At 45.1% G+C, this 23,954-nt stretch carries 19 protein-coding genes; 9 read left to right on the top strand and 10 right to left on the bottom strand.

Annotated features, from left to right (window positions below; all coding sequences use genetic code 11):
* Positions 1-11: 11 nt before the first annotated feature.
* A complete protein-coding gene (locus J8L84_RS01610) occupies positions 12-614 on the top strand; it encodes a LysE family transporter (protein ID WP_211069154.1) in 603 nt (200 codons plus the stop codon).
* A 55-nt stretch (positions 615-669) separates the two neighbouring features.
* Positions 670-987 carry a multidrug efflux SMR transporter gene (locus J8L84_RS01605; protein ID WP_211069153.1) on the top strand — a complete coding sequence of 106 codons (318 nt, stop codon included), beginning with the start codon at positions 670-672 and terminating at the stop codon, positions 985-987.
* Positions 988-1,075: 88 nt separating this feature from the next.
* On the opposite strand, the gene J8L84_RS01600 is transcribed toward J8L84_RS01605, so the two are convergent.
* Complete coding sequence (locus J8L84_RS01600) at positions 1,076-1,792, bottom strand: DUF1499 domain-containing protein (RefSeq protein ID WP_211069152.1); 717 nt, start codon at positions 1,790-1,792, stop codon at positions 1,076-1,078.
* Between the two features lie 216 nt (positions 1,793-2,008).
* Here J8L84_RS01600 and J8L84_RS01595 point away from each other — a divergent pair, with 216 nt between their 5' ends.
* The 6 genes from J8L84_RS01595 to J8L84_RS01570 all read left to right on the top strand — a co-directional run bounded on the left by J8L84_RS01595 (position 2,009) and on the right by J8L84_RS01570 (position 10,822).
* Positions 2,009-2,692, top strand: a complete 684-nt coding sequence (locus J8L84_RS01595; RefSeq protein WP_247670487.1) for a DNA-J related domain-containing protein — start codon at positions 2,009-2,011, stop codon at positions 2,690-2,692.
* 430 nt (positions 2,693-3,122) lie between these two features.
* Positions 3,123-4,265, top strand: a complete 1,143-nt coding sequence (locus J8L84_RS01590; protein ID WP_211069151.1) for an efflux RND transporter periplasmic adaptor subunit — start codon at positions 3,123-3,125, stop codon at positions 4,263-4,265.
* 17 nt (positions 4,266-4,282) lie between these two features.
* Positions 4,283-7,381 (top strand): efflux RND transporter permease subunit, encoded by a 3,099-nt coding sequence (locus tag J8L84_RS01585; protein WP_211069150.1) that lies wholly within the window; start codon positions 4,283-4,285, stop codon positions 7,379-7,381.
* Positions 7,382-7,402: 21 nt separating this feature from the next.
* Positions 7,403-7,903, top strand: coding sequence for a YqiA/YcfP family alpha/beta fold hydrolase (locus J8L84_RS01580; RefSeq protein ID WP_211069149.1), 501 nt, complete (start codon positions 7,403-7,405; stop codon positions 7,901-7,903).
* A gap of 112 nt (positions 7,904-8,015) precedes the next feature.
* Positions 8,016-9,857 carry a bifunctional acetyl-CoA hydrolase/transferase family protein/GNAT family N-acetyltransferase gene (locus J8L84_RS01575; protein WP_013786040.1) on the top strand — a complete coding sequence of 614 codons (1,842 nt, stop codon included), beginning with the start codon at positions 8,016-8,018 and terminating at the stop codon, positions 9,855-9,857.
* A complete protein-coding gene (locus J8L84_RS01570) occupies positions 9,854-10,822 on the top strand; it encodes a histone deacetylase family protein (protein ID WP_211069148.1) in 969 nt (322 codons plus the stop codon). The genes J8L84_RS01575 and J8L84_RS01570 overlap by 4 nt, the downstream gene beginning before the upstream one ends.
* On the opposite strand, the gene J8L84_RS01565 is transcribed toward J8L84_RS01570, so the two are convergent.
* The 8 genes from J8L84_RS01565 to J8L84_RS01530 all read right to left on the bottom strand — a co-directional run bounded on the left by J8L84_RS01565 (position 10,819) and on the right by J8L84_RS01530 (position 21,162).
* Positions 10,819-11,352: a DUF6436 domain-containing protein gene (locus J8L84_RS01565; protein ID WP_211069147.1), complete on the bottom strand. Its 534-nt coding sequence runs from the start codon at positions 11,350-11,352 to the stop codon at positions 10,819-10,821. The genes J8L84_RS01570 and J8L84_RS01565 overlap by 4 nt on opposite strands.
* The gene (locus J8L84_RS01560; protein WP_211069146.1) at positions 11,352-12,833 is read right to left on the bottom strand and encodes a methyl-accepting chemotaxis protein; all 1,482 of its coding nucleotides are present in this window, start codon (positions 12,831-12,833) and stop codon (positions 11,352-11,354) included. Before J8L84_RS01560 ends, J8L84_RS01565 begins: the two co-directional genes overlap by 1 nt.
* Before the next feature lie 166 nt (positions 12,834-12,999).
* Positions 13,000-13,989 (bottom strand): zinc transporter ZntB, encoded by a 990-nt coding sequence (locus tag J8L84_RS01555; RefSeq protein ID WP_211069145.1) that lies wholly within the window; start codon positions 13,987-13,989, stop codon positions 13,000-13,002.
* A 144-nt stretch (positions 13,990-14,133) separates the two neighbouring features.
* Positions 14,134-15,543 (bottom strand): DUF3300 domain-containing protein, encoded by a 1,410-nt coding sequence (locus J8L84_RS01550; protein WP_211069144.1) that lies wholly within the window; start codon positions 15,541-15,543, stop codon positions 14,134-14,136.
* Positions 15,544-15,705: 162 nt separating this feature from the next.
* Positions 15,706-16,320: a GTP cyclohydrolase II gene (ribA, locus tag J8L84_RS01545; protein WP_211069143.1), complete on the bottom strand. Its 615-nt coding sequence runs from the start codon at positions 16,318-16,320 to the stop codon at positions 15,706-15,708.
* 154 nt (positions 16,321-16,474) lie between these two features.
* Positions 16,475-19,336: an EAL domain-containing protein gene (locus J8L84_RS01540; protein WP_247670486.1), complete on the bottom strand. Its 2,862-nt coding sequence runs from the start codon at positions 19,334-19,336 to the stop codon at positions 16,475-16,477.
* Positions 19,337-19,438: 102 nt separating this feature from the next.
* Positions 19,439-19,747, bottom strand: a complete 309-nt coding sequence (locus J8L84_RS01535; protein ID WP_211069142.1) for a DUF3630 family protein — start codon at positions 19,745-19,747, stop codon at positions 19,439-19,441.
* The gene (locus J8L84_RS01530; RefSeq protein ID WP_211069141.1) at positions 19,735-21,162 is read right to left on the bottom strand and encodes a protein adenylyltransferase SelO; all 1,428 of its coding nucleotides are present in this window, start codon (positions 21,160-21,162) and stop codon (positions 19,735-19,737) included. Before J8L84_RS01530 ends, J8L84_RS01535 begins: the two co-directional genes overlap by 13 nt.
* A gap of 206 nt (positions 21,163-21,368) precedes the next feature.
* On the opposite strand from J8L84_RS01530, the gene J8L84_RS01525 reads away from it, so the two are divergent.
* A complete protein-coding gene (locus tag J8L84_RS01525; protein ID WP_211069140.1) occupies positions 21,369-22,037 on the top strand; it encodes a glutathione S-transferase in 669 nt (222 codons plus the stop codon).
* A gap of 32 nt (positions 22,038-22,069) precedes the next feature.
* On the opposite strand, the gene recQ is transcribed toward J8L84_RS01525, so the two are convergent.
* A complete protein-coding gene (recQ, locus tag J8L84_RS01520; RefSeq protein ID WP_211069298.1) occupies positions 22,070-23,908 on the bottom strand; it encodes a DNA helicase RecQ in 1,839 nt (612 codons plus the stop codon).
* Positions 23,909-23,954 lie beyond the last annotated feature (46 nt).

The following is a 23,954-nucleotide window of genomic DNA, read 5'->3' as shown; positions in this document are numbered from 1 at the left end:
AGGTCTAGTTCATGTTTGCGGCAGCGTTGAGTGGTTTTGTGATGGGCGGCACCCTAATAATTGCCGTTGGTGCACAAAATAGTTTTTTAATCGAACAGTCTTTGAAGCGTCAATGGACAGGGTTGTTCGTACTGCTGTTTATCGTGAGCGATGCCATTTCTATTAGCTTAGGAGCAATGGGGTTCGGGTTGCTGTTACAAGAATATCCTTTGTTGGTATCAGTAACTAAGTGGGCCGGCGTTGTGTTTCTTTTGTGGTTTGCGTTTAACAAGCTTAAAGCCTCTATGGCTGATGATGCGCTTGTGCTTGAAATGTCGAAGAAGCAAACGTCATTTAAGCGAGCGTTCCTTATTGCCATGGCGGTGACATGGTTGAATCCTCATTTTTACTTAGATACGCTGTTGTTGATGGGAAATTTGGCCAGCCAGTGGCAACTGGATAAATGGTGGTTTGTCTTCGGTGCAATTTGGGCATCTATTGTATGGTTTGTTGGGCTAAGTACCCTAACCGCTAAATTCGCGCACCATATGCAGCGCCCGTCATTTTGGCGTTGGTTCAACCGCTTGAACGCAGCAGTATTAGGGGCGGTAAGCATTCAATTGGCTAGCTTGTAGTGCAAAGCCAGTAGTGAAAGCGATTGGTGAAAGGCTGAGGGTAAAAGGAGAAAAAATGAGCTGGGTTTATTTGATTGTGGCGGGCTTATTGGAAATAGGTTGGCCTGTAGGATTGAAGCTGTCTCAAGAAGCTGAAACCCGCGTGATGGGGATAACGTTAGCGATAGGGTTTATGGCGGCCAGTGGTTTTTGTCTATGGATGGCGCAAAAAAATATTCCCATAGGTACTGCATATGCTGTGTGGACAGGCATAGGCGCAGCAGGAACGTTTTTAGTTGGGGTCGTGTTTTATGGCGATCCTACTTCTATCGCGCGCTACTTCGGCGCAGCCCTTATCGTGGCAGGCGTGGTGGTATTGAAATTAGCCCACTAATACCACTATCAGAATGTCGGGTATAAAAAAGCTCAGGTAGTACCTGAGCTTTTTTGTGTATAGCCTAAGGGTAACGATTAGTTAGCGTCTAGCTAGGGTTTAGTTGGGCGCGAAGTGCAGTTAAAAAGGTATCGATGCGCTCGGCGTTTTTACCTAAATCGCTTCTACCAACCCGAGACTTACTACGAATATCTACCAGGGTATTATCGTCTTTAACTTTAAGGCGAATAACCACATCATCTTTGAATCCAAACCACTGGGTGGTATCAGTCGCTTCCAAAGTGTAGGGCAGTGCGCCATCGGCAACACGCTCCCAGCCTAGTGCGTCAATAGTACGCTCACTAGCGGCAAAGACTTCATCAATACTTTGCGCCAATAATTGGGTTCTAATTTCAGGGTAAGCATCGATTTGCTGACGCGTTACCTCACCACCTTCGTAAGTAATAGGATTTGGTGCATTTTCACGCAGCGGTGCAATAGCCACAAACGCCGGAGGGTTGGTCACATCGGTAGTAATATCGTGAATAGGCGGTACGGTACTGGCTTTGCCCATCATGCTAACTGGCATGGCAACGGCAATTAACGCTAATACAGCGAAAACAAATGTACTTCCCCAGCTGACGCTTTTACGTTTTATTAGTACTTGTAGAATGATAAGTATAATGGCTGCACCACCCACATATACGCCATAGCGCAGCGAGGTAAATGCGATGCCTAAATCGACGCCTGCGTATTGATATAGCGGGCCTGGTAATACCACCATTAAAAATCCAATAATGCTGGTCAATGCAATGAGTGCTTTCAAGTGAGCTCCTAATTATTATTGTTGCTTTGAATAACATAACTTTAACAGCCATTTGGCTATTTTGGTTCAAATTTTCAACTAAATTTGTAAGAGGAATTTTTGATATATTACAAAAATCATATAAAGCAGTGAAATTACAAAGGTACCAGAAGCCCAAGTGCGTTTTTAGATAAGGGGAAGTAAGCATCCTCTGCTATGCTATAGGCTGATACAAACATGAGGTTTACCATGGGGAATGCTCAAGAGATACCTTCTTTTAACGCGACTAATGCGCAAAAAGTGGAGTTGTTGTTAGACATACTTTCCACCAAAAAAGCAGAGTTTGAAGAAGGGATGACAGAGTACGCGCTAATTTCGCAACTTAAGTCACCTCCTTATCAGTTGTTTAATGACAATGCGCTGCGCGACTCCCTCGCTTTGTTCAATACGCACTTCATCTTGTTTCATACCCTATATTTACTAAGGAACCTTTGGCGTGATGCCTTGGTGGGCGAGCTAGATATTCATGCTACCCGTATAGTGCTACTGCCCTTAAAAGCGAGTAGTCAAAGCGACGGTGAGCGTAACGCCACCACATTGGGTAAAAGCGATTCACTTGCTGATTACTATCTGAACTGGCAAAACTTAACCAGTACTGGCGAAGCCGATGTAGAAGCCTTATTGAATGGTTTTTGGCAGCAAATGATGGGCGGTGAGCCTATTTATGATTCAAAAGAAAATATTGCGCACTGTCATGCGATACTCAATATCGATGAGGCAGAAACTATTACGTTAACCACCCTCAAAAGGCAGTATAGAAAGCAGTTAATAACAGTGCACCCAGACAAGGGGGGCAGCCATGAAGCGGCGCAAGATGTTATTTCAGCGTACCAAACTTTATTGCGATATTACGGGCTCTAACGCTAAAAATTGAATGAAAAGCGAGTTTTACATGCTTAATAGTGCGATATAGTATAAAAACGATGCAGCTGACCGACAAGATCAGCATCTTCAACTCCCTTTACTTTTAATCTTAAGTATAAGCGCACACAATGTAAAACTTGTGTCAGGTATATACGCGAGTAAGGATATTCCAGTGTTCATGCTGGCAGGTAAATCATCCTTTCGTCACAGCAGGTTGTTACATTGTTGAATTACTGTAATGTCACGCTGCATTTGGAGCGTACGATCTCATTAGTCCAGTTGATGTGATCGCGCTGAGTAATGCCAAGGTATTTATAGTTCAGCGCATGAATGCTACCTAAGTTGAGACAGGTTCAAAATTTAAGTTTATGGGTTAAACGTTCTCGTTTGCCGGTAACCGTTAGTTTTTAAAATTCGAGAAATTATTATGAAACGCGTTTTTTATGTCATCACTACCCTAGCTTTGTTGGTAGGTGCGATTGGGTGTTCGTCTGAGTCTGAACAGGCGGGTGCAGGGCAGCAAGGTATGCCGCCACAGTCTGTGTCGGTACTTACGATTGCTCGCCAATCGGTAACCCATGAAATGATTCTTCCTGGAAGGGTCACACCGTCTCGTCAGTCTCAAGTGCGTCCTCAAGTGGATGGGGTAATTACAGAGCGTCTATTTGAAGAAGGTGCACAAGTTGAAAAAGGCCAGCAGCTTTATCAAATTGATGATGCACGCTACCGTGCTCAGTTAAACAGCACCATTGCTGATGTTAAAAGTGCCGAAGCGAATTTGAAAACGTTAGAAGCAAAAGCTCGTCGCTACGACGACCTTATTAAACAAAATGCAATTAGTCGCCAGGAATACGACGATGTGATTGCGCAAAAAGAACAAGCGCAAGCCGCCATTATTGTTGCTGAAGCAGCGGTGGATTTAGCACGAGTTAATTTGGGTTATACCAAAGTGTATGCGCCAATTAGCGGTCGTATCAGTCGCTCATTCGTCACTGAAGGTACACTAGCGACGACTAACCAAACGCAGCAATTTGCCACAATCACTCAGTTGAACCCTATCTTTATAGATATGCAGGAGTCGGGTCGCGCCATACTCACCCTTCGCCAGGCCATGCAAGAACAAGGCTCTATGCCTGTTGAGCTAACTCTCGATGAAGCCACAGGTAAAAAATACGAACACACAGGTAGTGTGAAGTTTTCAGAAGTGACCGTAGATGAAAGTACGGGGTCAGTTGCCCTTCGCGCCGAAATGCCAAATCCAGATGGCTTGTTATTACCAGGTTTATTCGTGAAAGGCCATGTTATTACGGGTACAGAACAAGCGTTGTTAGTGCCTCAGCGCGCCACTATGCGTCAACAAGACGGCTCATTATCTGTATATGTAGTGAACAGTAATGACGAAGTAGAAGCTCGCGCACTCAAAACGAGCGACATCTATAAAGACCAATATATTGTCACATCGGGTATTAAAGAAGGCGATAGATTAATTGTTTCTGGTTACCAAAAAGTGAAACCCGGTAGCAAAGTAAACACCAGCGAGTGGCAGTCACCGTCACGCGGCTCACGTTAAGATAGGATCAGTTTACTATGGCTCGCTTTTTTATCGACAGACCTGTTTTTGCTTGGGTACTTGCCATCATTACCATGATGGCAGGGGTACTTGCTATATTTTCCCTGCCTATTGAACAATACCCTAAAGTCGCTCCGCCGACGGTCACTATTACGGCATCTTATCCTGGTGCGTCAGCTGAAACCGTTGAAAATTCAGTAACACAAGTGGTTGAACAGAACCTTTCAGGCATAGATAACCTGCGCTATTTTTCGGCTAGTAGTTCAAATAGTAGTATGTCCATCAGCCTCACGTTTGAACCAGGCACAGACCCAGACATTGCCCAGGTTCAAACCCAAAATAAGGTGCAATCTGCACTACCTTTGTTACCTACCCAAGTGCAACAACAAGGTGTAACCGTTGCCAAATCTAACTCTGCGTTCTCACTTGCTGTTGGTTTTTATGACGAAACAGGGCAAATGAGTCAATATGATTTAAGTGACTTGTTAGTCTCTCAATTTCAAGATCCAATATCTCGAGTTAATGGTGTCGGTAGCGTACGTGTTTTTGGCGCCCAGCGTTCAATGCGTATTTGGTTAGATCCAGACAAACTCTATAGCTACAACCTAACGCCTGTAGATGTTCAAGGTGCGGTAGAAGTTCAGAATACTGATGTGTCAGCCGGTCAATTAGGTGGGCTACCTGCTATTCAAGGTCAGCAGATTAACGCAACTATTCAAGCACAGTCTCGTCTGCAAACCGTGGACGACTTTGAAAGTATTGTGTTGCGAGTTAATACCGATGGTTCTCAGGTTCGTGTGCGTGATGTGGCGCGAGTTGAGCTTGGTGCACAAAGCTACGATGTCATTGTTCGTTACGATCGTCATCCTGCTTCGGGCATGGCGATAAGTTTAGCGTCAGGTGCGAATGCGCTTGATACGATTAATGCAGTAAAACAACGTGTTGAAGAGCTTCGCAGCAATTTACCAGATAGCGTAAAAGTTGTTTATCCGGTTGATGCGTCACCCTTTATCGAACTATCAATTGAATCGGTAGTTCACACGCTAATCGAAGCCGTGGTATTGGTCTTTTTCGTTATGCTTCTGTTTTTGCAGAATTGGCGCGCTACCCTTATCCCTACCATTGCGGTTCCTGTTGTTTTACTCGGTACATTTGCGGTACTGCTTGCGTTTGGTTATAGCATTAACGTGCTGACGATGTTTGCTATGGTATTGGCCATTGGCTTGTTGGTAGATGACGCCATCGTCGTGGTAGAAAATGTCGAACGTATTATGGAAGAGGAAGGCTTGCCACCTGCTGAGGCGACTAAAAAGTCTATGTCTCAAATCACAGGCGCGTTAGTAGGGATTGCGGCAGTTTTGTCGACAGTATTTATTCCTATGGCCTTTTTCAGTGGTTCTGCAGGCGCTATTTATCGTCAGTTTTCAATTACTATCGTATCAGCCATGGGATTCTCAGTCTTAGTGGCTATCATTTTATCACCTTCTTTATGTGCCACATTGTTAAAACAACACGATCCAGAACACGACAAAGACAAAGGTTTCTTTGGATGGTTTAACCGCACCTTTAACAAAGGGCGAGACCGTTACCAGCGCACCACCACCCATATGGCAAAGCGCGCAAAACGTTACTTTGCAGTGTACGGCATCTTAGTCGCGGGCATGGCTTATATTTTTGCGCAACTACCAGGCGCGTTTTTGCCAGATGAAGACCAAGGCCGCTTAATGGTGCTAATAAGCACACCGCCTGGGGCTACAGCGGGTCGTACATTAGAATCGGTTAAAAAAGCTGAAGACTTTTTCTTAGACCAAGAGCAAGGTGCAGTAAACGGCTTATTTACGGTCGTTGGTTTTAGTTTTGCTGGCCAAGCACAAAACGCGGGTATGGGTTTTGTTAACTTGAATGACTGGAGCGTGCGAGACGAAAACGACTCAGCATTTGCACTAGTAGGCCGGGCCTTTGGGGCATTTAGTCAGATTGAAGATGCATCGGCATTTCCTATTGTACCGCCGCCGATTATGGAATTGGGTAACGCCACAGGTTTTGATATGCAACTTGTAGATCGCGGAAGCAACGGTCACGAAGCCTTGATGAATGCCCGTAATCAGTTGTTAGGTATGGCCGCACAAAACCCTAAACTTGCGGGTGTTCGCCCGAATGGATTAAGCGACGTACCTCAGTTTAAGGTCAATATAGACAGTGAAAAAGCTTCTGCATTGGGGTTAAATTTAAGCGAAATAAACAGTGCGCTACAAATCGCATGGGGTTCAAGCTACGTTAATGACTTTATTGATAAAGGCCGTATTAAACGGGTGTACATGCAAGCGGATGCTCAATATCGCATGTCGCCAGACGATTTAGATAAGTGGTTTGTACGCAACGCCGACGGTGACATGGTGGCCTTCAGTACTTTTGCCTCTACCCAGTGGGTTTATGGCTCGCCTAAACTGGAGCGTTTTAACGGTATTTCGTCGGTCAACATTCAAGGTAGCCCTGCTGAAGGTATTTCATCCGGTGAAGCCATGGAAGAAATGGAGAAGCTGGTTGCGCAATTACCTGACGGTTATGCCATTGAGTGGTCAGGGTTATCTTTTGAAGAACAACAAGCTGGCTCGCAAGCACCTATGCTGTATGCTATTTCTATTCTCATCGTATTTTTATGTCTAGCGGCATTATATGAGAGTTGGTCTGTGCCATTTGCGGTAATGCTGGTGGTACCTTTAGGTATATTAGGATCTGTGACAGCAGCGTTTTTATTCAATCTGCCAAACGATGTTTACCTACAAGTTGCGTTTTTGACCACGGTGGGTCTGGCGGCGAAAAATGCTATTCTTATTGTTGAGTTCGCAAAAGACCAATATGAAGAAGGCATAGACTTAATGACGGCGGTATCAAACGCAGCTTCTCAGCGTTTTCGCCCAATATTAATGACATCTATGGCCTTTATACTCGGTGTAACACCCCTTGCTTTGGCTAGTGGTGCAGGTTCAGCAAGCCAAAACGCGATAGGTATTGCGGTGATGGGGGGCATGTTTGCTGCCACTTTCTTAGCCATTTTCTTCGTACCTATGTTCTACGTAATGGTTGAAAAGCTGTTTCATAAACAAGATAAATAACTTAGACGTTGAGGTTTTACGATGACAACTGTCATTTTTTCTCATGGAAAAGAAAGCGGCCCTTGGGGCAGTAAGATCACTACATTGTCTAATGTAGCTAGCGATGTTGGCTTTAATGTTATTAGTGTGGATTACCAAGATTTACCTTCGCCGGAAGATCGTATTACCCGGTTGGTGGATACGGTAGAAGAGCAAGGCGATGAAGTCATACTGGTTGGGTCTAGTATGGGCGGTTATGTGTCTTTAGTGGCTGCTGAGCGTGTATCTGCAAGGGGCTTGTTCTTATTAGCGCCAGCGCTGTATATGCCAAACTATGAAGTGCAAGAGTACAACTACACCGGTAAAACCAGTGTTATCCACGGCTGGAATGATGATGTCATTCCCGTTGCCCACAGTATTGATTACGCGAAGCTGCGTAATTCCCAACTGTTGCTGCTTGAAGATGGTCACAGACTGTCAAAGAGCATGTTTGCCATATCACCTTTCTTCCGCAATTGGTTGCATCCGTTTACATTGAACTAGTGGATGATTTGCCGCTTTAACGTTTTTCCCGTTGTCTTGCCAGCTTGGTAACGCACAACGGGAAAAATGTGTCATTATAGTGGTACAGATTAGCGGGAATAAGGCCGAGGGTATGGCAATAGGTTTACCGTCTGAACCAGATTGGAAAGCGCTGATAAAATCAGGCTGTCGATTATTTGTAGGTGGTAATGCATCAGTACCTTACGCACTGATTCAGCACTTAATTGATAATAGCGATGGCTTTAGCGATATTGAATTAGTACACATGCTTGCACTTGGCGATACGCGCTGGGTGAACGATGAGTACAAAAATCTATTTAAAGCCAATACTTTCTTTATTGGTGGTCAAGCCATGCGGCAAGCCGTTGATGAAGGCCGAGCCGATTACACCCCCGTATTTCTCTCTGAAATTTCAAGTTTGTTTAGTGATGGCACCCTGTCTTTAGATGCCGCGCTGGTAAATGTCAGTCCCCCTGATGAATTCGGCTATTGCTCATTAGGTGCGGCGGTTGATATTGCCATGTCGGCAGTGCGCCAAAGCAAATACGTGATTGCACAAATAAACCCGCAAGTTCCCCGAACCGCTGGTCATTCCTATATTCACGTCAGTGAAATTACCGCATGTATTGAAGCAAACGAGCCCTTAGTGGAAGTGATGCCGCCACCTATTGATAGCGTAGCCGAGCGTATCGGCCAGTACGTTTCAATGCTGGTTGATGATGGCGCTACATTGCAATTCGGTATAGGCAAAATTCCCAGTGCCACGCTTAAGTACCTTTGTCATCACAAAGACTTAGGTATTCACAGCGAAATGCTTACCGACAGTATTATTGAGCTGCTAGCATCAGGCGCAGTGACCAATAAGAAAAAAACCTTCCACCCCGGAAAGGTAGTCACTAGTTTCGCCATTGGTACTCGTAAGCTCTACGATTTAATCGACAACAATCCGCATATTGAATTTTACCCTAGCAGTTATGTGAACAAGCCCACCAATGTGGCTAAAAACGACAATATGGTGGCAATTAACAGTGCCTTAGAAGTTGATTTAACGGGGCAGGTGGTAGCCGATTCACTGGGCTATGATTTTTATAGTGGTATTGGTGGTCAGGTCGATTTTGTCACCGGTGCATCTATTAGCAAAGGGGGCAAAGCTATTATTGCGCTGCCATCAACGGCTAAAAATGAAACCATATCTCGTATTACGCCGCGTCTTGCCGAAGGGGCTGGGGTAGTAACCTCGCGGGGAAACGTGCAATATGTTGTTACCGAGTACGGTATTGCCTCGCTTAAAGGTAAAAGTATTCGTGAGCGGGCGCTAGAGCTTATTCGGGTGGCACACCCTAAGTTCAGATCTCAGCTATTAGAAGAAGTTAGGCAACATTATTGGGTGCCGCATTACCAAGAAAAGTACCCGACAGATATTCCAGAACTAGGCGCTATTCAGCTTAAAAGGCTAAATATTCAAGGCGAGAAGTTTTACATGCGCCCGCTGAATCCCGCTGACGAACGCCGCCTTCAAGAGTTCTTTTATTCGCACACCAAAGAAACCTTGCGACTTCGCTACAACTACGACCCCAAACAAATGTCGAGAGAGAAGTCGTGTAACTTGGTGAGTGTAGATCAAACCTCTGACGTGGCTTTGTGCATAGTGCGTCAAGAAGGGTCTCGAATTACCATTCATGCCGTAGGCCGGTTTTATTACAACGCCAGTAATAACTCCTGTGAGGTGGCGTTTGTAACCCGAGAAACACAGCAGGGTAAAGGCATGGCAAGTAGGCTATTGAACGAGCTTATTCGTATAGCGAAAGCCCGTGAAATAAATCAAATGGTGGCCTATGTTAGGGGAGAAAATACCCCCATGATCACAATCTTTGAACAAATGCAGTTTAAACGGCTTTTTACCGGTGACCCCAGTGACGTTGAATTGGTATTAAATGTGAGTGAGTTACCATGACCATTCGAATTTATCGCACAAAACATGGTATTAAGCACGACTTAGGGCCAGAGCATCCTGAGTCGCCTGATAGATTGTATGCAATAGACGACCAGCTATTAGCGTCAGGTTTAGAAATGGTGTGTGAACACGCTGATGCAAAGCCTATTGCTGAAGCTTATCTTACCTTGGCACATAGCCCAGAGTATGTGAAAAGTGTGTTTTCCCGTGCACAACACTTGTCAGCAGCCACAAAGGCACATCCCGATGTAAATCATAACGACAGTAACCCAGTTACTTGGCTAGATGATGATACTGGGTTGATGGAATACACCCTGCCTGCGGCTTTGGAATCGGCAGGGGCGGGTTGTAATGCCGTAGATTGGGCTATGCAGGGTGATGATAGACAGGCATTCTGTCTGGCTCGTCCGCCAGGGCATCACGCTACCTACGACGGTTCAATGGGGTTTTGTCTGTTTAATAACGTGGCTATTGCTGCTCGCTATGCCTTACAAAACTATCAGCTCTCTCGTGTGGCTATTATCGATTTTGATGTGCATCACGGCAATGGTACTGAAAATATTATTGCAGGGGATCAGCGCATAATGATGTGCTCTAGCTTTCAACATCCGTTTTATCCTCATAGCGGTGCGCCTGTGTCAGCAAGTAATATTTTATCTGTGCCAATTGAAGCAGGTTCTACCGGCGAGGTGTTTCGAGAAAAAATCTCCCATTGGTTTAATGCACTAGAGAATTTTCAGCCTGAGCTTATCTTTATATCGGCAGGATTTGATGGCCATGCTGAAGATCCTATGGCGCACCTTCGCCTTACCGAAGACGATTATTTTTGGGTGAGCCAGCGCATCAGGCGTGTTGCTGATATTTGCTGTAATGGCCGTGTTGTGAGTACGCTTGAAGGGGGGTACGATTTAAGTGCGCTTGGGCGCAGTGTGGTAGCACATTTAAAAGGGCTATCTCACCCCTAACGGTGCGAGCTGCAAAAACACCCATCGGCTTCGGTTTTTACCACAGCATTTATGTAAGACGAATTTGATGCATACCCACTAATTTCGTCCACTAAATTTTTGCCGGTGAAGCAGCCATAGCCTGTTGCATAAGGGCCCAAGTAGCGAAGGTTATATTGGGTGTCCACAACCATAAGTGCAGGTACAGAAGGCAATATAGCGGCGAGTTCTGGCACATTTTCAATGTCTAGCCTAAAACCGCTGTAGTCTAATTGACCTAGTTTGTTAATCAGCTGAGTTTGATGGGGATCGGTAAGGGTGTCGCAGTAACAATTTTCCTGCGTACCCACATGAACAATACTGCCAGCAGGCACATCATAGTTTTTAAGCAGCGTTATCAAAGAAGCGTCAAAGGTGACGCTTGTTGATTGATGCAGTAAAGTGCCTTTAGGATCGAACTCAGAAATCTGACGCTGGCTATAAAACAAAACAGCACTTAGTAAGCTGATTGCCCATACAAGCAGCAGCGTCCAACTTCCCTTTTTCGACATTACAGCTTAAAGCGACCTATAGCACCGCGCATTTGTTGTGAAATTTGAGACAAAATTTCCACTTCTGCTGATAACGATTCCGCCGTAGCTAGCTCTTCAGAAGTCAGTTCACTTAATCGTGCTGTACTTTCTGCGATGGAAGCCGATGCAGTTTCTTGCTCAACGGCAGAGGTCGCAATTTCTGTCATGCTCTCACTGGCAAACTGAATTTGCGTCGTGATTTCAGACATTGCCTGGGTGGCAGTATCAGCCGATAGTACCGCTTCATCAACAAGCTGAATACAGGTTTGCATTTGGTCGACCGAACTTGCCGTTTGACTTACTAACTGCTCGGTAACCGAGGTAATTTGGTCAGCACTTTCTTTTGAACGAATAGCCAAGGTACGTACTTCATCGGCAACCACAGCAAACCCTCTACCGTGCTCACCAGCACGGGCCGATTCGATAGCCGCGTTAAGCGCCAACAGGTTAGTCTGCTCTGCCACTGAAGTAATGGCGCGCATGGCTTCTGAAATGTGCGAACATTGTTCGTTAAGTGCAGTGTTAGTTTTTGCAGCGTTATTTAGCGTGCTACGCAGCGAATCTATAGTTCTGCTGGTGGTGACAATAGAGTCGCGAGTTGAACCTGAAGAGGCCTCTGCCGCAGACGCTTTGTCGCTAGCTCGTGTTGTCTGTTCGGCAGACATCTGCATGGTTTGCGCAATTTCTTCAGACGAAGCTGACACCATGGCAATTTCTTGGTCGGTATTACGGCTAATTTCGAACATATTGCTCGCCGCAGTTTCCATTTTTTCACAACCTTTAACGACCTCATTCATTAATGAAGACGCTAAAGCAACTAAGTCTTTAACCTGGTCAATAAGTTCGCCAAATGGACGAAGTATCTCGTTTTCTCGCTCGAAGGATACTGATAAATCTATTTGCCCTTCAGTTCTCTGCATATTTTCTATAGCAATACGTAATTCTGCGGCGCCAGCCCCTTCTTGATGGGCTTGTTTGGCCATGTACATCAAAAGGCCGCCTTCCGCTAATGCAAAAGCCGCGTGCATTAATAAAATAGGGAACGTTAGATCTCCCTCTTGGAAGATAAATACAGGAGCACCTTGCGTAGCCAGAATATAAAAGCTGATGTGGTGTACCGCAACCACGGCAGTGGCTGTCGCAATTACCTTCCAGTCTCTGAAATAAGAAAGAAACGCCAATGTCACGAATATTTCAAAGTGCATTTCAATAAGCCCGAAGGTTTGATGAATATGCAGTGCTGTGAGTAATTGAATGCCAATGGCTACTGCATGACGGCTGATAACTGACTGAGGCTGTTGAAAGCTGAAGTATAGAGGCAGAGCAGCGATAGGAATGCCAAGCACCACGGCTGTGATGATATCGCCTGTCACAAAGCCTATGATAAAAGAAATGACTAATTGAATAAGTATAACTACTCGAAAGATCTTGTGTCCTTCTTGTATCCAAGGGTACTGCATATTGTTTTCTCTCCACTAAAGCAGTTTGCCTAAGTGTAGGCAAAAAATGCTAAGAGCGCTATTTTGACCAATCATACGATTAAAAAAATTAAAATCTATTAGCCTTTATACTAATACCTTGAAAATTAATTATTTTTAATGAATTTGATAGGATAGATACGCGCTATTAAAGCCATCGCTTCCATAGCATTGCGACCAACATGCAGAGACTTAGTGCACCCATTCCAAGGATTAAATATAGAAAAGCATTGGCAGATTCTGTGCCAGGTAATCCTCCAACGTTCATGCCAAACACTCCCGTTAAAAAAGACAAAGGCAGAAAGATAGCCGTTACCATCGACAAGACATACATGCGAACACCTTGTTGCTCCGCTATGCGGTTTCGCAATTCGTCTTGAAGTACAATTGCTCTTTCTCGCAATAAGTCCATGTCTTCTACATATCGGCTCATGCGGTCGGTTTGCTCACGCAGTTCAAAACTCTGATTTTGCGATAACGCATCGGGCAAACGAAGTAGGGCATCCAACGCATCACGTTGTGGCGCTAGGTAGCGCCTGATAGATGCGGCTTGGCGTCTTACGATAGACAAATTTTGCCTATCTTCCTTTCGAAGTTGTTCACGGGTTTCAAACCCTACTAGGCTCTCGTCCATTTCATCAACCGTGTCCAAAATGGTATCGGCGACTTTTGTGATCATGTTAAGCAAAAGTGCCGATGGGCTAATAGGCACCTGTTTAGAGGCTATTTCATCGCGAAGATTTTGAATGGAGGCTAATCGTCTGTTTTTACGTCGAGCACTTACGATAATGCGGCTGTTGTACCATGTACGTAGCGACACCATATCTTCTGGGTCGGCATCAGGGTTTTTATTGATGCCTCGCAAATACACTAAGGTACCTTGATGCAGCGTCATGGCTCTTGGTCTTGTTTCTAACGCAAGTAAGCTGTCTATCACGGTTTGATGTAAACCACTAGATTGCAACAAGGCGCCAGCGTCTTCAGCATCTGACTGTACATGCAGCCAAAGGTAATTATCGCTGGATGCACACTGTGCTAAGGCGTCGGGAATAGCCTTCGCTTCAATGGTTGTAACGTCACCATTGGGAGATAGTAAATAAGCCCATAACAAGGCTTGAGGAGGTGAGGCTGCGTGCATGAAAACCTAATACTATCAAAAATTTTAACTTATACTACGCAGAGATAATGCCGCTTGCCATTAAAAACAAACGCGCCTGTATGAACAAGGCGCGTTTGGCTTTTAGGTTAGAGGCGTGTTTGCCCCAACCGATTTAGTCTCAACCTACTTCTGTGAATGAGATTTACTTTGCCCGCTTCTGTTACGGTTAACGTTGCTTTGCCTGCTTACGCTCCTTTCACGGCTTACACTTCTCTCTCGACTTACACTTCTGTCGCGACTCGCGCTGCGATCAACATTCCGTGTAGTACGTTGTTGCGACATTGACGGACGGTTAGACGCTGTACGAGTATCCCTAGCTTGCGTGTTTTTAGCGCTAGTTTGCGTCCGCTTTACATGGGTAGAAGCGCCTTGCTGGTACTTCTGCCCTGAAGCCTTATTACTCTCACGCTTCACGGTTTTAGTGGTCGTGACTGTTCGCGTCGTAGTGCTATGTCTAGGAGTCACCGTGCGTGGTGTTTTTAACTGCTTGTTTGCCACATTTACATTGTGCGAAGTTTGTCCTTTAAGTTGGTTATTGTGTTGTATGTTTCGATGATTATTTTGAGAGACGCTTGTCTGCGTGTGCCTTGAAGACTTAGCGTTGATAACCCTAGTGTTACCACGCTCGTGGCTTCTTACTTTCACTGAGCGAGTGGCGCTATATCGTTTAGGCGCACTATGTACCACGCGGTTAGAATAGCGAGCTCTACGGTGGTCAGCATTATGCTGCCAGCGCTGATAACCTTTGCTATAAACGCGTTTATTTGGGGTGCCTTTGTAATAGTGACGCACTGGTTCTCTGTGGATCACTACATGGCGATTGGTCCAACGAATACCGCCAAAATAGAAGAAACTTGAAAGCCTAACCTGCGGTGCCCAGAAAAAATTCCCGCGATGACGGTAGCTAACCCTATGATGCCAGTGCACAGGCGCTATGGCATGAGACCAAAGCCCAAACACAATAAGCGGGTCGTAGTAAGGCACGTAAACCACATCTCTATGGCGAGGTGCGATAACAATCACGCTACGTTCTTGTTCTATCTCACGCTCTACTTCAAGATAATCATTCGATTGTAAGTTACCGGTGTTAAGGGCGTGTTGGCGAAGCAACTGTACTCTATCCAGTACACGGGCTTCACTAATTAGCACGTTATCACCAAGCGCTTGTAACCAGTTTAGATCTTCGGCCATGGTGTGCAGAATATCGGTAAATGCAGCCAAGGCTTTTACACTCGGATCCCAAGTAACCGGATCTAGCGCTTGCTCTACTTGTTCAGGGGTAAGGTGCAAATTGCTTTGACGCCACCTGTCTGCTGCCACTACATCAAGAGGGTAGGTGGCCGCAATCATAATATGAGTAAGCAAGGTGTCAGGGTAGAGCGCAATGGGCGCAAGTAGGCTATCTAGCTCAGCGTCTGAATACTGGTAGTTATCTACACTAGTTTCTGGCTCAACCGTTGCCGATGCGAGCATGGGGAATGATGTTGATAGAGTTCCCATGGCTACGAGTAAAGCTAAAGTCAGTTTTTTCATACGTTCTCCTTACATTACTCTGCATGAGAGTGCTTAAACTAAGCACTTTTACAGGCAATGTCACAAAGTCTGTATCTGTTATAGCCCATCGGTTATTAACGTAACCTGAACCAACCTGAATTATTGTCATTCAGGTTGGAATAGATTGAATGGAAAAGTGACTTATTTGAAAGAGTGGGGGTCGAATGCGTGACCAAGCTTTTCAGTCTTGGTTTTGATGTAGTTCTTATTGTCTTCCGTAATACCGTGATCGATAGGCTTACGTGCCACTACATCAATGCCTAACGATTTTAATGCCGCTAGCTTCTTAGGATTATTGGTCATCAACTCAACGCGATGCACAGCTAAGGTATCGAGCATTAGCTTACAAATATCATAGCTACGTAAATCGGCATCAAAACCTAGATGTTCATTGGCTTCAACCGTATCCATGCCGCTATCTTGTAAATTATAAGCGCGAATTTTATTCAGTAACCCAATACCTCGACCTTCCTGACGAAGATAAAGTAAAACGCCAAAACCATTTTCGGCAATGTTCTGCATGGCTTTTTCTAACTGAAAACCACAATCGCAACGGGTGCTGAAAAGGGCATCTCCCGTTAGACATTCAGAATGAATGCGGATGGGTACCACATCGTTTTCTTTCCATTCACCATAGGAAAGCGCCACGTGCTCCTGTCCACTGGTTTCAACGAAACCATGGATTTTAAAATTACCATGACGAGTAGGTAATTTTGCGGAACTGACATATTCGTATTTAGGTTGTTTGCTGCTCATGTTACTTCTACACCTGGATCATAAGCGTTATGTGGGGGTGTTCTTGCCTTTTACAAGGACTTAAGACAGGTACAGCTCCCCATTCATTAATCCGCGAATGTTACAATATACCCCTTTTAAAGTGTAGCAATACCATAGCCTAATCGGTTTTAGGTTATAACGGTTTGAAGTCGTCAAGCAGAGCGGGCTCAGCTACACCGTAGCCTTGGGCGAAATCGATGCCCATATTACCTAGCTGCGTCATAGTGGCATCAGACTCTACAAATTCACCTACGGTCTGCATTCCTAAGGCTTTTGCCACATCTTTAATGGAAGACACCATAGCCACATCAACAGGATCTGCTCGCATGTCTTTAATGAAAGTACCGTCAATTTTGACAATATCTACAGGTAGATGTTTCAAATAACCGTATGACGCAAACCCTCTGCCGAAATCGTCTAATGCAAAGGAGCAGCCCAAACGATGGAAGGTACGCATGAAGTCGATGGTGTATTCCATTTTAATAATCGCGACAGACTCAATCATCTCGAAGCAAATTTTATCGTACGGAATGTTGTAACGTTCAAACGCATTTAGCACGAAGAGCTTAAAGTCTCTGTCGGCTAAGGAATGGCAGTTTAAATTAATACTACAGCGCTTTAATTCAGCCAAATGCTCGGGGTGCTCATTTAGCCAACTAAAGGTATTAACAATGACCCATTTATCTATTTTAACGTTCATCTCGAAACGTTCAGCGGTAGGCAAAAATGCGGCGGGCTCAACAATGCGACCGTCGGTTTCTTTCATACGCAGAAGTACTTCATAATAATGGCCGTCATTAGGTCGGCTTAATGGTCTAAGCGGCTGGTAGTAAAGTAGGAATCTGTCTTCTGATAATGCCGAATGAATGCTGTTTACCCAATCAAGCTCATTTTGGTAGCGCAGCGTACTTTCATCGTCTTTGCTGTACTTATGAATTTGATTACGCCCCTGATCTTTAGCGTAATAACAGGCGGCATCAGCCATGCAAATGTATTGCTCGGCACTGGCATCTGGGTCGGTACACACTACCATACCAATGCTAACCCCTAAGCTGAAAATACGGTTTTCCCAAGAAAAGCGGTAAGCCTGAACGGCATTTAACAATGTGGTTGCCTGCAAATAAGCTTGTTCTTCAGGCTGATTTTCAAATATTACGCCAAACTCATCGCCGCTGATACGCGCCAGCATTGCCTCATTGGGAAGTGACTTTTCTAGCAAGTGGGCAATGTCTTTAATCAGGGCATCGCCGGCTTTGTGACCAGAGGTATCATTAACAATTTTAAAGCGATCTAAGTCCAAATACAGCACGCACGGCGGAATGGGAGACTTTTCGCTTAGCCTAGCGGTAAGCGTAGTTTCAAACTGTCGTCTATTATAAACCCCCGTTAGCGAGTCGTGAGTAGCCATAAATTGTAGGCTAGTATCTGACTGCTTTTTCTCGGTTACATCGATAATAGAGCCATACAAAAAGCTACCATTGTCGTTTTCTCGTACTTGGCAAGATATAGAAAACCAAAATGCACTGCCGTTGGCGCGCATACCTTTAATTTCCCGCGCCGCTACCTGCCCGCTATGAAGTAGCTCTCCTACCAATACGTCGCGGTCTTCTGAGTTGGCGTAAAACTGCTTGGTGTTTTTCACCTGGGCTAACATTTTCGCTTCATCTGGATAGCCAAAGAGGGCACACATGGCAGGGTTAACCGTTTTTAATTCACCGTCTAAGGTTGAGGTGTATAGACCTTCACTGGAATTTCTAAACAAATCATAAAAGTGATGAAGGCTACTAATAGTAGCTTCACTTTCAGACAATTGTAGCCTGCTCACGTTTTGCTCTTTTAATTCAACAGCAAAGCCAATGCAAAGCAAAGACAAGGTCAGTAGGGTTAAAATAATCATGACAATGGGCGCGGTGTAAAAGGCATCGTCGAAGGCGATTTTTACGAATACAGCATACAGCATGAATACGAACACCCAGGCGAAGGCGAACAGCCGGCTGGATGCGAGGTTTTGTTTATCCTTAAAAATAAACGCTAAGCTAATATGATAAGCAGCAATAAAAGGGCTGGCGGCAAAAAGGATGCGGGTCGCGTCGTATGCGCTTGTTGCCACCGCCGCGATAGCCATACCAATAGGGAGTGCAAAGCTAAGTAGTCTTAGCACTAATGGAATGGGAGAAAACAAACTGTGGGTCACTTTAGCTAGTGTTACAAAACTAAGACTAATGAGCACAGCAAAGGTTATTTCGCTCGCGTTGGTTAAAGAAGGCCATGTCGCGAGCCCGCCTTGCGCCATAAAAAACAGCGCAAATAAGACAAAATTGGTTACTGCTAGCCAGAACCGAGCTGGGGTGCGCTGATATAAATATGACAGCAGGAAGTAGCCGGTTAATACCGTGAGCATTCCCAGCACGATACCAAGTAAGATCAGCATGGTTTCATCGTATTGTTGAATCGCTTGTTTTTCCCATAGTGATATAGGGAAATAACGAAGGCCATCGTCATACACACCAATAACAAGCCTGACATTTTCTTGTGGCGTGAGTGAGAAGTTTAGACGAATGGCAGAGAAGGGTTTTTTTAATGAAAAGTCCCCTTTACCCGCTTGGTAACGGTAAGACTTAATAATTCGTGCATTACCATCAAGCAGGTAAATTTGCAGGTCGTTAATATTTAGCCTGTCGATATTTAGCACGAGGGGAATAGTACTAAACCCCTCGTTCCTCAATTCATTAGAAATCCACAGTCGACTATTATTTCTATCAAGGGGAATACTGCTGGTTAAGGGGCTAGACGGGTGAAGTACATCTAAATACGTCATTGATTTGTGTGCGACAAAAAACGAACTGCTTTCGTTAATAGTGGCAACACGAAAAGACTGGTCAATGGTAAGCTCTGACGCGACAGCTGAATTTTGGATGGCGTCACTTAACGCCCATGTACATAAGGTGATACAAGCAATGAAGAATGCCAACATTCCTTTTCTTGTGAATGGCATAGCTACCTTATTAACGTAAATTCTCAAAGATCAGTAAACTAATAGTAACGGAAGATTCTGATTTTGGGGAAAGAAATAATGAAAAGAATGATGAAAAGTCATTCACGTTTCATTAAATAGATAGTCGTACAGGTCTTGCGCATTTTCATAACTTCCTATTGGTTCAAGCCAAATGGCTTCACAGAGCCACTCAATAAATAACATGCAGCTGAAGCCGCCGTTGCTCAACGTAACTTGATAGCGATCGGCTCCCCACTCTTGATGCGTTGCCGTTAAATTAAAAAGTGAACAGAAGGTTTGCTCCCACTGCTGAGTTTTTAAAGGCGTAGCGGGAAGTGGCGTATCGATAAACAGAGATTGCCCGTTTATTTTCGCTGAAGCTTTAATGTTTTGAATAGTTAACTGCTGCATGACAAGCTCGTGTGTCTCGATGATGAAGGTGGCTTTGAAAATGGATGCGTGTCCCATTTAGTATCAAAGGGGGTGCTTGTAGCTTCTAACAAGGCTTCAGAAAGTGAAAAGTCACCCTTTTCGGCCAATTCAATTGCCTGTTGAAGCAAATGCGTGCGAGGGATAACCGTTGGGTTTAGCGACAAGAGCTCAGTGTCTTCTTCTCTTGCTAAACGCAGTTGGCGGTAGCTTTCCCACCATACATCTAGTTTTTCTCGGTCAACGAATGTATCGCGAAAAGGACACTGGATACTGCTTACATCTGCTAATACCAACTGACGAAAGTTATAAGTGTAATCTTGATTTTCGGTTTCAAGTATTTGTAGCCATGACTGCATTAGCGCAAGGCTTTGTTCTTGCTCACTAGTCTCAAGACCCATACGAGAGAGCATCAGGTGTTGATATTGTGAAATGAAATTGGGCTCGAAGGTAGATAAAGCGGCTTTTATTTCATCTACCGAGCAATGACCTGAAAAGGCATGAGCCAGCGCGTTTAAATTCCATAGGGCCACACTCGGCTGTTGATTAAAGGCATAACGGCCTTGATGGTCAGAGTGATTAAAGACCGCGCCAGACTCGTAGCTATCCAAAAAGGCAAATGGGCCATAATCAAAGGTAATGCCATGAATAGACATATTATCTGTATTCATTACCCCATGTACAAAACCGTGGGTTTGCCACAGCGCGACCAATCTAGCGGTACGCCTTACTACCGCGCCTAGTAACGCTGCATAAGGGTTTGTCGCCTCTTTGCATTCGGCAAAATGATGCGCAATGGTAAAATCGAGCAAGCGTTGTAGCTTATCAGTTTGGCTAGCATAAAAATAATATTCAAAGTGACCAAAGCGTATATGACTAGGGGCTGTTCTTATCATCATGGCACCGGTTTCGGCGCGTTCTCGGTATATGGTATCAGCACTGGTAAAAAGACACAGCGAACGGCTAGAAGGAATACCTAAATAATGCAGTGCCTCAGCGCCAATATATTCTCTTAGGGTAGAACGCAGTACGGCTCGCCCATCAGCGTGCCTAGAGTAGGGCGTCGGGCCGGCTCCTTTTAAGTGAAGATCTTGGGGCTGCGCGTTTAAATCGATAACTTCGGCTAAAAGTAGCCCTCGTCCATCGCCTAATTCAGGGTTCCATTGACCAAACTGATGACCACCGTATTTTTGCGCAAATGCCCGTTGTGTAAGGGGCGTAACAGGGGAGTGTAGCCAATCAAGCAGGCTTTGAGACTGCATCAAGGGCTCTGGAAGCGCAAGCTCCTTAGCTAGCGTAGTGTTAAACAAGCCAACTCGCATGTCTTTAAGCGGGGCTGGAAGTACAAAACTACCCAGTTCCGATAGGGTTTCAGCATAACGATTTAATAAACCCATTTGTTACTTGTTTCCCGATAGCGTGTCACAATCTATAGGGCGGAAAGTAGCAAAATGTGAGGGCTAATAAAAGTGTCATTTACATCAGTGAGACACAGTGCAACTTATCACAGATTAAAATTAAACTTCCCCTCTACAAAGGGTGTATAAAAGACGCAAGCCAGCAATAATAAAAAACGGCCTTATTTGGGTCTAAAGGAAGCATTATGCTCACGTTACATCACTTAAATAATTCTCGATCTCAACGTATTTTATGGCTATTGGAAGAGCTAGGCGTTGATTACAATATTGAACATTATCAGCGAGATAGCACCACTAATCTTGCACCAGATGCGTTGCGAGCAGTTCATCCATTAGGTCGCTCGCCTGTACTGACTACCCCAGAGGGTGCTATTGCTGAGTCCGGTGCTATTGTTGAGTATTTAGTACGCAAATACGGGCAAACAAGCTTTACCTCTCCAGAGAGTGGTGAAAATCTGCAGCAGTATTTATTTTGGTTACATTTTGCTGAAGGCTCGCTAATGCCACCCTTGGTAGCCAGATTAGTGCTGGAAAAAGCCCGTCAAAAAGGTGCTAAGCCTTTTTTTATTAAACCCATTACGAACAAGTTAATTGATGGTATTTTGAATGCCTATTATGGGCCGAACTTAGCCCAGAGCTTGCGCTACGTAGAGTCTTACCTTGCTCATCACACGTGGTTTGCAGGTGAACAACCAACGGGTGCTGATGTACAAATGATATTCCCACTAGAGTCATTAGTGGCAAGTGGGAATGCCAAAGATTTCCCTGCTATTCGGGAATACGTGAAACGGGTACATGCACGGCCTGCGTATAAGCAAGCGCTAGAAAAAGGCGGCGAGTACGCATATGCCTAATGCGACACGCTAGAGCTAATCAAGTACTGCCGCTACTGCTCGCGATGAATGTAATCGTTTATCAGCTGCATAAAGGCGTCGCCATAGCGGGATAGTTTGGTTTGGCCTACGCCGCTGACATCTAGCATAGTGTCGCGGGTGGTCGGTAGCTTAGCGGCCATGTCTACCAGCGTAGCATCACTGAATACCACATACGGCGGCACTTCGTTTTCCTCTGCTAGTACTTTACGTAAGTGCTTCAAGCGCATAAATAAAGTGCGGTCGTAGTTAGCCGGTGCTTGTTTGGCCTTTTTATCTGGTTTGAATTCTAATCTAGGTACCGCGAGTTGTACCGCCACTTCACCCTTCAACACCGGGCGTGCCGCTTCGGTTAATCGAAGCGCTGCGTTAGCGGTAATATCTACCCTAATTAACCCCTTATGAATAAGCTGGTTAATCATGTTGTGCCAGTAGCTGTCTGACTTGTCTTTACCAATGCCATACGTTGAAAGCTGGTGGTGCCCGGCTTCTTGCAAGCGCTTTAGTTGTTTGCCGCGCAGTACATCAATAAGATACTGCGTAGATGCTTGCTGCGAAAGCCTAAGAATACAAGAAAGCACTTTTTGGCTAATGACCAAGCCGTCAATCATGGTGGGTGGGTCTAGGCAAATATCACAGTTGCCACAGGCACTATCACTAAACTGCGAAAAATAGTTAAGCAGTACTTGTCGACGGCAAGTTTGCGCTTCAGAAAATGCTTCCATGGCCGCAAACTTTTGAAGTTCGATGGCATTTCTATCGGCCTGCTCACCTTGTTCTATCCATTGACGTACCCGCGCTGCATCTTTTTCGTCGAACAGCAGCATGGCTTCTGATTCAAGGCCATCTCGTCCTGCGCGCCCTGTTTCTTGATAGTAGCTTTCAACGCTTCGAGGTACATCGTGGTGCACAACGTAACGCACGTTCGACTTATTAATACCCATGCCGAAGGCGACGGTGGCCACCACAATATCAATTTTATCGTTCAAAAATTGGCGCTGTACGAGTTCTCGTTCATCGGCATCCATACCCGCATGATAAGCCGCGCAGCGAAAACCTTGCTTGAATAGCTTGGCATGTAAGTCGTCTACTTTGGCGCGACTATTACAATAAATAATCCCGCTGCCTTCTTGTTGTTTAACGTAGGTAACGACTTGTTCAAAGGCTTTGTACTTTGACATCACCCGATAGCGAATATTCGGTCTATCGAAACTGCCTTTATAAACCAAGGGTTCATTAAGTTGTAATTGGGTGAGAATATCACCTTGCGTGGCGATGTCAGCTGTAGCCGTTAACCCAATAACAGGAATATCAGGAAAGCGGGCTTTAATCTGGCCGAGGGCACGGTAGTCGTGCCTAAAATCGTGCCCCCAATGGGACACGCAGTGCGCTTCATCGATAGCAAACAAGGCGACATCAGTAGTACGAAGAGTTTGCTGAAAGCCAAATTGAAGCAAGCGTTCAGGAGATACATACAGCAAGTCTAACTGGTTAGATACCAGTCGCTCGGAAATGTTGGCTTGCTCTTCCTGACTAAGTGTTGAATTCAGGTAAGCGGCTTTTACCCCTAAGGCCTTTAACTGTTCTACTTGATCTTGCATTAACGAGATAAGCGGCGACACCACAATACCGGTACCCGGGCGGATCAGCGCTGGTATTTGGTAGCACATTGATTTTCCACCACCGGTAGGTAGCAAAACAAGTGCATCTCCACCTTTGCACACATGGTGGATGACGTCTCCTTGTCCATCGCGAAATTCGTCGTACCCAAACACATTTTTTAAAACGTTTTCAGGGGTTAGCGCATCACAAACGGGAGAACTAATAGTGGTGTCGGCAATTACAGTAGTCATGGCGGGGGATTTTACGCGTTTTTCCATCGTTCTTCACGAAACAAAC

The organism is Alteromonas sp. MMG017 (assembly GCF_018100795.1).
Taxonomy (GTDB): domain Bacteria; phylum Pseudomonadota; class Gammaproteobacteria; order Enterobacterales; family Alteromonadaceae; genus Alteromonas.
This window is presented reverse-complemented; position numbering and strand designations above follow the sequence as displayed.

Excerpts from the sequence above, each read along its gene's own strand:
- J8L84_RS01610 (WP_211069154.1), top strand. The coding sequence starts at position 12 with ATGTTTGCGGCAGCGTTGAGTGGTTTTGTGATGGGCGGCACCCTAATA.
- J8L84_RS01605 (WP_211069153.1), top strand. The coding sequence starts at position 670 with ATGAGCTGGGTTTATTTGATTGTGGCGGGCTTATTGGAAATAGGTTGG.
- J8L84_RS01595 (WP_247670487.1), top strand. The coding sequence starts at position 2,009 with ATGAGGTTTACCATGGGGAATGCTCAAGAGATACCTTCTTTTAACGCG.
- J8L84_RS01590 (WP_211069151.1), top strand. The coding sequence starts at position 3,123 with ATGAAACGCGTTTTTTATGTCATCACTACCCTAGCTTTGTTGGTAGGT.
- J8L84_RS01585 (WP_211069150.1), top strand. The coding sequence starts at position 4,283 with ATGGCTCGCTTTTTTATCGACAGACCTGTTTTTGCTTGGGTACTTGCC.
- J8L84_RS01580 (WP_211069149.1), top strand. The coding sequence starts at position 7,403 with ATGACAACTGTCATTTTTTCTCATGGAAAAGAAAGCGGCCCTTGGGGC.
- J8L84_RS01575 (WP_013786040.1), top strand. The coding sequence starts at position 8,016 with ATGGCAATAGGTTTACCGTCTGAACCAGATTGGAAAGCGCTGATAAAA.
- J8L84_RS01570 (WP_211069148.1), top strand. The coding sequence starts at position 9,854 with ATGACCATTCGAATTTATCGCACAAAACATGGTATTAAGCACGACTTA.
- J8L84_RS01565 (WP_211069147.1), bottom strand. The coding sequence starts at position 11,352 with ATGTCGAAAAAGGGAAGTTGGACGCTGCTGCTTGTATGGGCAATCAGC.
- J8L84_RS01560 (WP_211069146.1), bottom strand. The coding sequence starts at position 12,833 with ATGCAGTACCCTTGGATACAAGAAGGACACAAGATCTTTCGAGTAGTT.
- J8L84_RS01555 (WP_211069145.1), bottom strand. The coding sequence starts at position 13,989 with ATGCACGCAGCCTCACCTCCTCAAGCCTTGTTATGGGCTTATTTACTA.
- J8L84_RS01550 (WP_211069144.1), bottom strand. The coding sequence starts at position 15,543 with ATGAAAAAACTGACTTTAGCTTTACTCGTAGCCATGGGAACTCTATCA.
- ribA (WP_211069143.1), bottom strand. The coding sequence starts at position 16,320 with ATGAGCAGCAAACAACCTAAATACGAATATGTCAGTTCCGCAAAATTA.
- J8L84_RS01540 (WP_247670486.1), bottom strand. The coding sequence starts at position 19,336 with ATGCCATTCACAAGAAAAGGAATGTTGGCATTCTTCATTGCTTGTATC.
- J8L84_RS01535 (WP_211069142.1), bottom strand. The coding sequence starts at position 19,747 with ATGCAGCAGTTAACTATTCAAAACATTAAAGCTTCAGCGAAAATAAAC.
- J8L84_RS01530 (WP_211069141.1), bottom strand. The coding sequence starts at position 21,162 with ATGGGTTTATTAAATCGTTATGCTGAAACCCTATCGGAACTGGGTAGT.
- J8L84_RS01525 (WP_211069140.1), top strand. The coding sequence starts at position 21,369 with ATGCTCACGTTACATCACTTAAATAATTCTCGATCTCAACGTATTTTA.
- recQ (WP_211069298.1), bottom strand. The coding sequence starts at position 23,908 with ATGACTACTGTAATTGCCGACACCACTATTAGTTCTCCCGTTTGTGAT.